Source organism: Chryseobacterium sp. 'Rf worker isolate 10' (genome assembly GCF_050753305.1).
GTDB lineage: Bacteria > Bacteroidota > Bacteroidia > Flavobacteriales > Weeksellaceae > Chryseobacterium.
The window spans coordinates 259,734-271,616 of sequence record NZ_JBOZOF010000004.1; the positions used below are offsets into that span (position 1 = coordinate 259,734).

Sequence of the window (11,883 nt, forward strand, 5' to 3'; positions counted from 1 at the left end):
TAATGGCAAAGTTAGAGAATAATAACGAGAATGAGAATAAAAAATCTGTAGCTGAAAACCTAGGGGATCAGGTACAGAAAACTGTTGAAAATGTAGAGGGGAAAGTGAGGGAAACAGTAAAAGAAGCATCTGAGCTGGCCTCAGATGCCATACATCATCCTGTGGAAACAGCTGAAGAGTTTGGTAAACAGGCTGTGAAGGATGTTACCAGCTATACCTGGTGGGCAAAACTTCTCCTGATTCTCTTTTGGCTGGGTATTGTTCTTGTGGGGGGGATTCTTATTGCCATTAATCTTCCGGTAACGAAACAATGGGCAGCAGATCAGGCCCTAAAGCTTGTTAATAATGATTTTAAATCAGGCTTTACCACAGAAAGTGTAGACGTTAATTACTTTGGTGATGTAACAGTAAAAGGGTTAAAAGTAAAAGATTATAAAGGATTTAATTTTATCACAGCCCGAGAGTTTCGTGCAGATTCAGACTGGATATCTCTTGCTGTAAATGCCATCTCAGGAAACAGTAATTCTTTAAGCTTTAACTCCCTGGCTCTGGTAAATGCTGATGTAAAAGTAATTACTTATAAAGGAGACAGCATATCAAACTTTGTAAGATTTGTTGACCTCTTCGACAACGGGAAGAAAAGAGACCCCAAAAAACCTCCTTTTCAGCTGAATTCCAGAATTCAGATTATTGATTCTAAAGTTTCCATCGTCAATGAGAATTCTCCCGGAGAACAGGGAAAATGGCTGACAGCAACTAAGTTCAACTTAAAAGCACCGAACGTGAAAGTCAATGGCCCGAATGTTTCGGCGTTGATTAATAATATGTCATTTGTAACTTCAAGGTGGGGGAAATCTCATTTTGTGGATACTTTTTCAACAGAACTGTCTCTAACGAAGCAGTTTTTGTCATTAAAAGACCTTACACTGAATACAGATCACAGCTTACTTCAGGGAGATATTAAATTTAATCTTCATGACGGATCCTGGGCAGATTTTGCAGACAAAGTGCGTTGGGATATGAATATTCAGCAGGGAAGCCAGCTTAGCGGTTATGACATTAGTTATTTTGTGACGAACTGGGATAATATCAAGCCATTCAATCTTGCGGGGAAAATGACGGGACCTTTGAATAAATTCCATCTGGAAAATTTCCTGATCAGAAATCCTGACGTTAATATTGCAACCAAAACAATGAAGGTTGATAATTTGCTGAAAGGACACTTTGCGATTGAAACAAAAGACCTTTCCACAGATTTTACCTACAAAGATTTAAAAGCAATGATGCCCTCATTTATCTCCAAAAAGATGAAGAACTTTGCGGACGACTTTGGGAAACTAAAATATAATGGAACAGCCAAAGTAAATCCGGACCAGATCTATGTGGATAACGGAAATTTAATAACCGGGATAGGGCAGGCTAAAATATCCAAGCTTACCTTAACAGGTTACAGCACTGCAATGCCAAAATATTCAGGTTATCTTGATGTGAAAGACCTGAATACATCTGTTATCACAAAAAATAAAACTGTAGGCTTGATTTCCGGTAAATTTGATCTTAACGGGCAAAGCTTTGATGTCAATACGATGCGTCTGACGACCAAATCCCAGATTGCCAGTGTTGAAATAATGGATAAAACGATCAATAATCTATACCTTGATGGATTATTGGATCATAAAAAATACAACGGATTGATTACTGTTAATGATGAGCAGGCGAAAGCTACTATCAAAGGATTAATAGATTTCAGTACTTCAAGAGTCTCGATGGATGTGAATGCAGATGTCACTTATCTGAACATGAACTATTTTACCAATAAACCCGGCAGTCAGATCGTAAGTGGTCAGGTAGAAGGAAAAATGGCTATGTCTTCGATCAATGATCTTACTTTAGATGTGAATGCCAATAATCTGAATTTTGCTACGGCAACTCAAAAATATAATATTCCGAATGCTAAATTAAAGACATTCGTGGAAGCGGGAGGTCGTGTGATTGATGTGGATGCTCCGGGAGCTGCTACCGGTAAAATATCAGGAAGATACAGTCTTGCAGACCTTGCCGGAATGGTAGAAAACGGAGTAGGAAGAATCCTGGTAGGACCACCACCGCGAAAGTTATACCGCGGACAGAATTTTGCCCTGAAGTTTGATGTTCAGCAAGGATTGGTCAATTATTTCTTACCAGAACTGAGATTGCCTCAGGGAGCTGTTGTGGAAGGAGAATATAACGGAGATTCAAACAACCTGATTCTGAACCTGGATGCAGCCTCTCTGAAATATATGATGACGAAAGAGGAAGAAATTACAGAGGCTGATAAGGCACTGGCATCTTCCAATCCTGATTATAAAATTAATGACCGAAAGAATATCAACAGAGACAGTGCAATGGTGGATAGTGTTAAGGTTAGAATTAACACAGCAGATCTTAACCAGCAGTTGTATGCCAGGATCAACAGGGTTCTCTATAATAAAAATGTGATCAAAGACTTTGAGCTGAAAGGGAATAATGAAAATGGAAATACACTTCATTTAGCAACTACATTTAAGCATGGAAGTCCTGATGATGAATTGAATGAAAAGCTTAAAGAATATGCCATCAATGTAGACCAGTCTACTGATGCAGCTGGTGACTATGTGTTCAAATTTGAACCTACAGAAGTAAAATTCAATGAGGTGACCTGGGCAATAGATACAAGTCCGGAGCTAAATCACTCTATTACTTACAGAAGAAACACAGGAGATTTTGATATCAGAAATCTGAGGGTTTATTCCGATAAAAGTGCTTTGTTTATAAAAGAAGCACAGTTTAAATCAGCAAAAGATTTTTATGTAGATGCTGATATCAATGATTTTGCGATAGAAAAGCTTTTGGAAATGCAGTCCGGAGGAAATACCATGGATATAAAAGGTCTTGCCAACGGAAGTGTCAAGATCAAAATGGATAAAAGTACACTGCAGCCACTCGTAGATCTTAATATTGATAATATTAAGATGAATGGTAATGATATGGGAGATATCTCTATTTCTGCTACCAATGGTTTCTCACTGAATGTTTATGATATTGATGTAAAAGTACATTCTGCAGGAGTTTTAGGCAATAACAGCCTTAACCTGACAGGAACAGTTAATAATAATACTTCTTCTCCGATTATTGATCTTACAGCTGAAATGCGTGATTTTGATCTTTCGTTTACCCAGCAGTTTGTACAAACTGTTTTTGGAAATATTCGCGGAAAAGCTACCGGAGATCTTAAAATCAATGGAAAGCTTAGCAATCTGGATTATAGCGGAGACATTGCTTTAAAAGATTTTGGATTAAAACTATTGTTTACAGGAGTTGATTACTCATTTGATGATACTGTGATTCAGCTGACCAAAGGATTGGCCATCCTCAACAATATTGAGGTACATGACGGAAGAACCAATTCCAAAGGGAATATATCCGGGGCGATTCAGTTTGAAACCCTTTCTTCAATGGGGGTATCTCTCGTAATGAGAGCAGATAACCTATTGATGCTGAATACCACACAAAAAGACTTTGACCTGTTTTGGGGTAGAGTTTACGGACAAGGAGATCTGTACGTGGATGGACCTGTTTCAGGATTGAGTATAACCACTCCTAATATGAAGGCGCTTAACGGAAGTACCTTTACCTTCAATTCCAGTTCTACTTCCAACGTTGAAGAGTTCAAGATGCTGAGGTTCCTGAAAGAAGGAAAAGACGGTTTGATTACCCTGGAAGAAAAGAAGAAAACAGGAGCCAATATGAATATTGATTTCAATCTGGCTGTAGATAAAGGAACTACCGTAAATGTACTGGTAGGAGATGATGTAGGAAATATTACCGTAAAAGGATCTGCGGATCCGCTGAGGTTCCATATGAACAGACAAGGGAATATTGCCATGAGTGGTACCTATAAAGTAGATAACGGAACATTTGTCTCTAAGGCAATTCTTAATAAGACGTTCCAGATTGAGAGAAACAGTAGTATCAGATGGGACGGGGATGCCATGAAACCTACTTTAGATATCAATGCCAACTATATAAGAATGGTTTCCAATGCCGGGGAATACCTGAGTATGGGAAAACTACAGCCTATCAGTATTTTGCTGCAGGCGCACATTACCCAGTCGTTGGTAGACCCTCAGATTGATCTTAATGTGACTGCAATGGATGTATCCAGCCAGGTAAGAGAAACTCTTGCTGCAAAAATGAGCCAGGAGGGAGAGAAAGTTCTTCAGTTTGGTTCTGTATTGCTATTGAGTACCTTCAACGTATCAAACACGGGTGGAGTAGATGTAAATGTAGGAAACGTAGCAGAGTCTTCAGGGTACAATATGCTCTTGAAGCAATTAGGATCTGTGCTTAATACAATGAGTAATGAATTCCAGATTGACCTTAATTATGTAAAAGGGGATCAGAATTCCAACTTTGGAGACAGAGCCAATGCCGGAGTAAGCGTAGCCCTTTCCCCAAGAGTGAATATAAAAACCGGTTTGGGTATTCCACTATCCAAAACCGATGGTGCACAGAATAACTATTTGTCTACAGAAGGCTCTGTAGAGTACGACTTATCGAAGAAGAATGACGGAACGCTGGTAATACGTGCTTATTCCAAGCCTACGAACATCGGAATGGTGAGTACAAACGGTTCTGCAAATCAAGCCTATGGAGGAGGGGTAGTGTGGAGTAAAAGCTTTAATTCTTTGTTTAAAAAGAAGAAAAAAGACAAAAAAACTCCAGATGCAAAAGGTGAAATAAAAACAGATTCTATAAAATCAAATGCTAAATAATTAGAATATTTTAATGATTTTTATCATCTGTGTTAATTATTGTTAATATTTGATATGTATTTCTTAGTTAAATTATTTTTCGTAAATTTGCAAAAAATACATAGGTTTTTTAAAGAAATTGTAATTTAACTAATATGAACTATCAACTGGACGAAATAGACAAGAAGATTCTTGATTTCTTAGTAGAAAACACAAGAATGCCTTTTACAGAAATTGCAAAGCAGATGGACGTTTCTGCTGGAACAATTCACGTAAGAGTGAAAAAGATGGAAGATGCAGGTATTATTTTGGGATCATCTCTTAATATCGATTATGGTAAGCTTGATTATCACTTCACAGCTTTCATAGGTATCCTTTTGACAAAATCAAACCGTACTCAGGAAGTATTGAAAGAATTGTCAACTTTACCTAACGTAATCGAAGCTAGCGTTATTTCCGGAAAATATAATATTTTCTGTAAAGTAAGAGCTAAGAATACTGATGATGCTAAAAGAATCATTTACCAGATAGACGACATTCAGGACGTAATGAGAACTGAAAGTATGATTTCTATGGAAGAATTCTTAAGTGACAAAAACAGACTGATCAACGCTATCTCTGTGTAAGTCAAATTTTAAACGAATAATTATAAAAGAACTTATGAAATCTCTCATAAGTTCTTTATTTTTGCAGGTATGGAAGAATACAGCTATTTTGACGAAGATCCAAAGAAAGGATGGGGATTTGTACTGGCATTTGCAGCTTTAATGTTGTTTACCATAATGGGACTGGGAATTGATGTGGATGAATATCTGCAGCATGAATATCTGCAGATTCCAAGGTGGTATTTCTATGTTATTTTTTCAATTGACTTGCTGATGATGATCGGATTGGTACTGATGTTTTTTTACCGAAAAATAGGAATCTTTATGTTTCCTGCTTTACTGGTACTGCACTTCTTTATGCATAATTACTATCTGTCTACATTTTTGTATACGGATGTTACCAATCTTTTCCTTTTCACAGGATTTGGTATGCTTGCCATTATCCCGAAATGGAAGTTTTTTAAATAAGGACATAATCAATATGTACAAACATAATAAACCGCTTTTAAATCCTATTTAAAAGCGGTTTTTGAATTAAATAAGACCTTTCTACAGAGACAGATTTAATAGCTTAAAAAGCTTTCAGGAATAAGTTGATTTGTTTACTTAGAAAACACACCCTGGAAAAATAATTCTAAAGCCATATTTTCATCCAGTGCAAATTTCTTTTTTAGGCGGTATTTGGTCATTCTTACGCTTTTGGGCTCCACGTTGAGGAGATTGGCTATTTGTTTGGTATCCATTCCGAGATAAATGTAAGCGCAGTATTTCAGATCCAGAGCGGTAAGCTTTTGTTTTGCTCTGTCATTGATATTTTTAAAGAAATCAGGATGTAGCTCCTGAATCGTGAATCTGATCTTTTCAAAATCATTGTCCACACGGTTTTCTCCTTTTACAACCTGGTGAATATTGATATCCGTATCAGAAAGCTGGGTCTGAAGCTGCTGAAGAACTTCATTCTTATGCTGAATATGAAGCTGGCTGGCCAATACCTCACTTTGAAGTCTTTGCTGCTGAAGTGTAAGAAGTTCCTGCTCAGCTTTTAATCTTGCCTGTTCTTCTTCCTGAAGTTTGATCTGCATTTCCGCTTCGTGCTTTTCAGTATCCAGCTTATTTTCTCTTTCAATAGAATAGCGCAGTTTAAAATGGTAGGAACGGAACATAAAAAATGTTCCAATCAACCCGATAATACCCAACCCGATATACAGGAGTTTTTCTTTTTTTAGGCTGGCCGTTTTTTCGGTAAGAGATCTGAGTTCAGATTCTTTCTTTTGAGATTGGTATTGAGCTTCCAGTTTTTTTGCTGTTTCAGCCTGTCCTTCATTAAAGAGAAGATTACTGTATTCTGTTACCTTTGATTCATATTCATAGGCCTTCTGATAATTCTTTTGTTTTGCATACAGTTGCGCAAGATCTTTCACTACGTTGATCATGACATGGTAATAAACAGGCTTTTGAGTTAGGAGAATCTGTTCAGCTTTTAGAAGATATTGTTCTGATAAAGCATCATTCTGATCCCGTGAGGCAAGATTACTTAAAACTCCAAGTGCTCCTGCCTGAATACCCTGGTTGAGAGTGGTATGCTGAGTAAGGGTAAGAATTTCGTTAGCATTATTTTGAATTTCGGAACGAATTTCCGGAGTCATAACGGGATAATTCAAATAATAATTAATAAGATTCAATAATGCCATGGCCTGCACATGTGCCGAAACATACCCTGGAAACTGATGATACAGAGCGACGGCCTTTTTGCACATTTCAATCACAGGTTTCAGGTCTTTCTGATTACCTGTTTTTTCATATTGAAAAGAATAAGAGACTGCAAGAGCAGAATAAGCAGAACTTAGTAAATTTTTATTTCCTGATTTCTCAGCAAGTTCAATAGCTTTTTTTGCATATTTGGTAGCATTTTCAGCATCATTCCATTCTGTATAAATTCCGTAAAGAAGATAATTAAGCTTTGCATTCAGCATGATTTCCGAAGGCTGTTTTTCAATGAGCGGAAGCGTCTTCTGGATGAGTTTTATGGTGTTTTCAGGTTCGGCTAAAGCATTGCTGTAGTAAATGTTCAGATAGTTAGCATACAGCAGGGCTGCTTTATTATTGCTCCTCTGAACAATTGCATTTACTGCATCAATGATTGAGGGGATTTTATCGTATTCAGACTGATTAAGTTTAATGATACCTTTTTGGGTAAGAGCTTTTACTTCCTCGGCAGCATTTTTTTCTTTTTTGGCAAGCTCCAGCTGCTGCTGAACGTATTTTTCAGCTGTAGAATATTCATCGCTGACTCTGTAATATTCGGTAAGCTCATTGTAAATTCTGAATTTTTCTGCAGTTGAAATATCATCTCCGTTCAATTGGTTTTTAAGACCATCAATCAATGTATTCTGTGCGGGATATAAGGTGCAGATAAAAAGTATACAATAGATAAGTAAGTACTTTAATTTCATAGGGTGAAAGTACAAAAATTGTAGACATTCGTCAATTTTCTATCTAAAAAAGTGTATAGATGGAGTGTGTGTAAGTTGTTGTTAATTAGTTTGTTGTTTGTTTTTGTAGACGTTTTGTAGTCATTGGTATTTTGAGTTGAAGGTGTTTTGTAGTTGTATAAATCAAGGGAGGATTATTTTTCTGATGCAATTTTAAACCAGAGAAAATCAAAGAATATTAATTTAAAATTTTACAGTTATGAACAACAAAACATTATCTATTGTTTCTTACATTACTCTTTTCGGATGGTTGATTTCTTTTGTTATCGGAAAAGAAAAATCAAACAGTCTTTTAAAATATCATCTGAAGCAATCGTTAGGTTTGCTTATCTTTTCAATTGTTTTATCTATTATTCTGAATGTTCTGCTGGTGGCCACTAAAATTGGAATCTTGGGAATATTTGGATTTATCCCGTTGATATTAATGATCATAGGAATCATTAATGCAGCCAATAATGTTGAAAAACCTTTACCATTGATCGGGAAAATGTTTGAAGACAAGTTCTCTTTCATTGGATAACCATTGGAGCTTCTGAATATGAACGATTTTAAACATTTAAAAAAAGAAGGTCCAGAATATCAGGTGAAGCAGTATATAGCATTTCAGCATGTTATAGTAGTAGCCTGGGTTTGTATTTCTGTATTTCTGATCATCAATACCAATTATCTGAAAACAGGCATTGCTTTGCTTATCTTTTCATTATTGCTCTCCATTGTTTCTTTTATTCCACCGAAAATTAATTTTGATGCACAAAATCATTTGCTTACCGTAACGAACAGCGGTTTGGTCCGGAAGAAATTCATTTACAAAATGGAAGATTTTGAAGGCTTTGAGGTGCATGCATTCCGGGTGGGATTTATTCCCATAGGATGTTATTTATATGCTAATTTTAAAAATGTATCAAATCTTAAACGTCCTTTAATATCACAGTCTTTCAGCAAAAAAATAATACAGGAGATTACCAATGAACTTGAAGATGTGAATGTGAAAATCAGATAAAAACACCTATTACAATTGAATACAGAACTATGAAAAGATCAATAATTATAGCAGGAATACTTTTCCTGAACTTTTCTGTCATCTCATGTGATAAGCTGGAAAAGATGAAAGAAAAACTTTCGCAGAATGAGAGCAAACAGATCAATCCTTTCAGTGTTAACTCCGGAGATACCAACAGGGATATTATTTCCTTTAATAATAAAGTGGTAAAAATGGATGATGCTCAATCGGATTTTATCAAAAACTTTCAGAACTCATTGATCCAAATGGATGAATTTGTGAAGAATGCAGCTGCCAATCCGCAGTTTTCCGGAATTTCACCCACTTTTACTCCTACCATCATGATGTATTCCCATCAGGAACTGAAGGCTCCGGATGTACTAGGGAAAGAATTTCAGGGTTTGGTTGATACAATGAAGAATACAACGACTCAACTGGAAGCCCTAAAGAAAGAGCTCGAAACCTATAAAGAAGCAGAAGACTGGAAAGATGATAAAGGAAAAAAAGTAACAGAAATTACTGAAAAAGCAAAAAAGCTTATTCAGGAAAACCGCACTGCAGCCACCGAGCTGTTTGCAAAACTTTCCCCAAAAGCAGACAAAGCCGAAATGGAAACTCTTAAAGATCATCCGCTTAAAATACAGATCCTCCAATCCAGAGAAACGATGGAGTTGACGCAGAAAATCATTGACGATTCTTATCATGTAACGGATATGAATGCCTACAAAAATAAATTTTCCCAGCAATATCAGCAGATGGAAAAATTATACAACAGGAATATCAACGAAAAGATTCCGTCTTCTGAAAAACAAAAAGAAAGCAGTTATCAGGCATTTAATAATTCTGTAAATGATTTTCTCGGTAAAATGCGGATTGTGCAGCGAAGCCTGAATGAAAATAGTCAGGAACTGAACAGTAATCTTGATGATCTGGAAAGGGAATCTGGTTATGTGCTTGATCGTTATAACACTTTTGTAGACTGATTTACTAATAATTAAACTTGATACTATGAAAAAAATAGTTGGAATTATTCTGATTCTGATAGGATTCTGCCTGGTAGTAGTTATTAAAATAGGACCATCCAGAGAAACTTCCTGGTTGTTCAAATATGGAGAATTGGCCCCTATGCTAGCTGGAGCAGCTATTTTGATCCCCGGATTGATCCTGTATAATAAAAACAGATAGCCATAATCACGAAACTGGCTATACCTTTAGTGAATATAATGAGCTGATTTGACAGGATAAAGGTAATTTTACCGCCCACTTTTAAAAAAGAAACGAAATATGAATTTTGAAATTTTGAAAGAGAAGATAGAAGATGCTGCTAAGAAAGCTTTTTTAGAAATGTATGAAAAACACGGAGCGGAAGAAATATACAGTTTTGCGTTATACAGTGATGAAGGTGCAATGACGGTATGCCCTGCATCCAATACTATGAAAGTAATGGAAGGGGCAGATGAAGATGATGTACTTTATTATAAGTATGAGCCGGCAGAATGGGCTTATGAAATGCAGGGCGCTGATGAAGAATTCGATGAAATCTGTACCCAGCTGAGGACAGAGCTTTATAAACATGATGACGATGATCAATGGTTTGAAGGTTTTCAGACTAAGCTATATTCCATCTGTATTGAAGTACTGGAAAAGCTTAAAAATGAAAACTTTTTCACAAAGATTACAGGGAAAGAGGTGTTCCTGATTTTTACGGTTTCAGATTATGAGTTTGATAAAAAGGATCTGCAGGATCTCATCATCAGACTCAATGATAATGACTATAAAAGTGAATATCTGGACTGGATGGCTACCTGGGGCAATTAAAAGAATGAGGAATTAAAAAAAACACTTTAAATATACATATGAAGCCAGATAAATTAATTGTCTCAGAAGCCTCTTATTAACTTTCATAAACTACTTCTAAACCATTAGATATCACACCAAATTATAAAGAAAATCAATTAAATTATGAACAACTACAAATTTTACAAACAGGAAGGAAACCAATATATTTTTAAAAATCAGCCCGTGTTTATCACGGTGCTCTGTATCCTTTTTCTGATTGTTGCAGGATTAATTTTTAATAGTGTAAGAACCGGGAGCTATATTATTATTGCGGTAGTGGTACTTATTTTAATCAACTTCTTTACCAAGAAATTCATCATCGATATGGATCGTAAAACGATTACCGGAAAGCATACCATTTTTGTTCCGGCAAGAACATATCCTTTAGAGAATTTTAGAAATTTCCATGTGCTGGCCACAAAATACATGGGTTTTATTACCACAAATGTGATACTGTCTATTTATTTCGAAGTGGATGGCAAAGAGAAACAGCTTACTATAGGCCAGGCTCTTACCCAAAAAGGAATACAGAAAATGGTCAACGAAACAGAGGATATTATGAACATCAATACTCCTGAAAATGGATATCAGAGACCGTTATAAGTTTGAAGAAAACGGAAGTGAAATAAGTTTTATGCCCAATTACAGTTTTCTACGGACTTTAGTATGGTGGCTTGTATTGGGTGTGATTGCCCTTCCTGTGATCATCTACTGTTTTATGGATAAAATGTCAGGGGACCAGTTTAAAATCGCAATAGGAGTATGGTCTGTTTATATGATCTATTTTCTTTTTGATCTGGTTTTCAGAATTCCGGTAAAATTTATTTTTGATAAATCAGAAAAGTGTATTTACAGAAAACTTTTACTCTCCAAAAAGCTGATGAATTTTGATGAAATGACCTATTTCGTAAATGATGAAAGAGGAACGTACTATTATTCAATCGGGAAAAAAAGAAACCAGTTTGTGAAAAACTACAGGATCAGCAATTATTTTTCAGGTTCAAAAGCTTCAGACAGAAGAGAAGATGAATACATCAAAGAAATATTGTGTCCGGTTCTGATTGCCGTAGGAATTCCCCTGATTAAGGATGAACAATAAATAATAAAGGGTAAAAACTAATACGATGAAGAATTGAGGCATAACCATTCCCCTCCTCTGGAGGGTGGCAGAAATT

Annotated in this window: 11 protein-coding genes; 10 read left to right on the forward strand and 1 reads right to left on the reverse strand. The window is 36.1% G+C overall.

From position 1 onward, the window contains the following. Nucleotides 1-2: 2 nt before the first annotated feature. The 3 genes from LKL37_RS19115 to LKL37_RS19125 all read left to right on the forward strand — a co-directional run bounded on the left by LKL37_RS19115 (nucleotide 3) and on the right by LKL37_RS19125 (nucleotide 5,845). Nucleotides 3-4,793, forward strand: a complete 4,791-nt coding sequence (locus LKL37_RS19115; RefSeq protein ID WP_431612038.1) for a translocation/assembly module TamB — start codon at nucleotides 3-5, stop codon at nucleotides 4,791-4,793. Between the two features lie 134 nt (nucleotides 4,794-4,927). After that, nucleotides 4,928-5,398 carry an Lrp/AsnC family transcriptional regulator gene (locus tag LKL37_RS19120; RefSeq protein WP_034696982.1) on the forward strand — a complete coding sequence of 157 codons (471 nt, stop codon included), beginning with the start codon at nucleotides 4,928-4,930 and terminating at the stop codon, nucleotides 5,396-5,398. 69 nt (nucleotides 5,399-5,467) lie between these two features. Beyond that, nucleotides 5,468-5,845 (forward strand): hypothetical protein, encoded by a 378-nt coding sequence (locus LKL37_RS19125; RefSeq protein WP_414843949.1) that lies wholly within the window; start codon nucleotides 5,468-5,470, stop codon nucleotides 5,843-5,845. A gap of 134 nt (nucleotides 5,846-5,979) precedes the next feature. Here LKL37_RS19125 and LKL37_RS19130 read toward each other — a convergent pair whose 3' ends face one another. Continuing rightward, nucleotides 5,980-7,830 carry a helix-turn-helix transcriptional regulator gene (locus tag LKL37_RS19130; protein ID WP_431612039.1) on the reverse strand — a complete coding sequence of 617 codons (1,851 nt, stop codon included), beginning with the start codon at nucleotides 7,828-7,830 and terminating at the stop codon, nucleotides 5,980-5,982. Nucleotides 7,831-8,068: 238 nt separating this feature from the next. Between LKL37_RS19130 and LKL37_RS19135 the strand changes: the two genes are divergently transcribed. The 7 genes from LKL37_RS19135 to LKL37_RS19165 all read left to right on the forward strand — a co-directional run bounded on the left by LKL37_RS19135 (nucleotide 8,069) and on the right by LKL37_RS19165 (nucleotide 11,807). After that, nucleotides 8,069-8,389 carry a DUF4870 domain-containing protein gene (locus tag LKL37_RS19135; RefSeq protein WP_431612040.1) on the forward strand — a complete coding sequence of 107 codons (321 nt, stop codon included), beginning with the start codon at nucleotides 8,069-8,071 and terminating at the stop codon, nucleotides 8,387-8,389. An 18-nt stretch (nucleotides 8,390-8,407) separates the two neighbouring features. Further along, nucleotides 8,408-8,869: a hypothetical protein gene (locus LKL37_RS19140; protein ID WP_431612041.1), complete on the forward strand. Its 462-nt coding sequence runs from the start codon at nucleotides 8,408-8,410 to the stop codon at nucleotides 8,867-8,869. A 29-nt stretch (nucleotides 8,870-8,898) separates the two neighbouring features. Next, nucleotides 8,899-9,852, forward strand: coding sequence for a DUF3829 domain-containing protein (locus LKL37_RS19145; RefSeq protein WP_431612042.1), 954 nt, complete (start codon nucleotides 8,899-8,901; stop codon nucleotides 9,850-9,852). Between the two features lie 25 nt (nucleotides 9,853-9,877). After that, the gene (locus tag LKL37_RS19150) at nucleotides 9,878-10,054 is read left to right on the forward strand and encodes a DUF6903 family protein (RefSeq protein ID WP_431612043.1); all 177 of its coding nucleotides are present in this window, start codon (nucleotides 9,878-9,880) and stop codon (nucleotides 10,052-10,054) included. Between the two features lie 99 nt (nucleotides 10,055-10,153). Next, nucleotides 10,154-10,687 carry a DUF4303 domain-containing protein gene (locus LKL37_RS19155; protein WP_431612044.1) on the forward strand — a complete coding sequence of 178 codons (534 nt, stop codon included), beginning with the start codon at nucleotides 10,154-10,156 and terminating at the stop codon, nucleotides 10,685-10,687. 144 nt (nucleotides 10,688-10,831) lie between these two features. Continuing rightward, the gene (locus LKL37_RS19160) at nucleotides 10,832-11,311 is read left to right on the forward strand and encodes a hypothetical protein (RefSeq protein WP_431612045.1); all 480 of its coding nucleotides are present in this window, start codon (nucleotides 10,832-10,834) and stop codon (nucleotides 11,309-11,311) included. Then, entirely contained in the window at nucleotides 11,289-11,807 is a 519-nt protein-coding gene (locus tag LKL37_RS19165) for a hypothetical protein (RefSeq protein ID WP_431612046.1), read from the forward strand. Before LKL37_RS19160 ends, LKL37_RS19165 begins: the two co-directional genes overlap by 23 nt. The last annotated feature ends 76 nt before the right edge of the window (nucleotides 11,808-11,883 follow it).

Bases quoted from the DNA above. Each gene is read 5' to 3' on its own strand.
- LKL37_RS19115 (WP_431612038.1), top strand. From the start codon at position 3: ATGGCAAAGTTAGAGAATAATAACGAGAATGAGAATAAAAAATCTGTA.
- LKL37_RS19130 (WP_431612039.1), bottom strand. From the start codon at position 7,830: ATGAAATTAAAGTACTTACTTATCTATTGTATACTTTTTATCTGCACC.
- LKL37_RS19160 (WP_431612045.1), top strand. From the start codon at position 10,832: ATGAACAACTACAAATTTTACAAACAGGAAGGAAACCAATATATTTTT.
- LKL37_RS19150 (WP_431612043.1), top strand. From the start codon at position 9,878: ATGAAAAAAATAGTTGGAATTATTCTGATTCTGATAGGATTCTGCCTG.
- LKL37_RS19135 (WP_431612040.1), top strand. From the start codon at position 8,069: ATGAACAACAAAACATTATCTATTGTTTCTTACATTACTCTTTTCGGA.
- LKL37_RS19125 (WP_414843949.1), top strand. From the start codon at position 5,468: ATGGAAGAATACAGCTATTTTGACGAAGATCCAAAGAAAGGATGGGGA.
- LKL37_RS19145 (WP_431612042.1), top strand. From the start codon at position 8,899: ATGAAAAGATCAATAATTATAGCAGGAATACTTTTCCTGAACTTTTCT.
- LKL37_RS19165 (WP_431612046.1), top strand. From the start codon at position 11,289: ATGGATATCAGAGACCGTTATAAGTTTGAAGAAAACGGAAGTGAAATA.
- LKL37_RS19140 (WP_431612041.1), top strand. From the start codon at position 8,408: ATGAACGATTTTAAACATTTAAAAAAAGAAGGTCCAGAATATCAGGTG.
- LKL37_RS19155 (WP_431612044.1), top strand. From the start codon at position 10,154: ATGAATTTTGAAATTTTGAAAGAGAAGATAGAAGATGCTGCTAAGAAA.
- LKL37_RS19120 (WP_034696982.1), top strand. From the start codon at position 4,928: ATGAACTATCAACTGGACGAAATAGACAAGAAGATTCTTGATTTCTTA.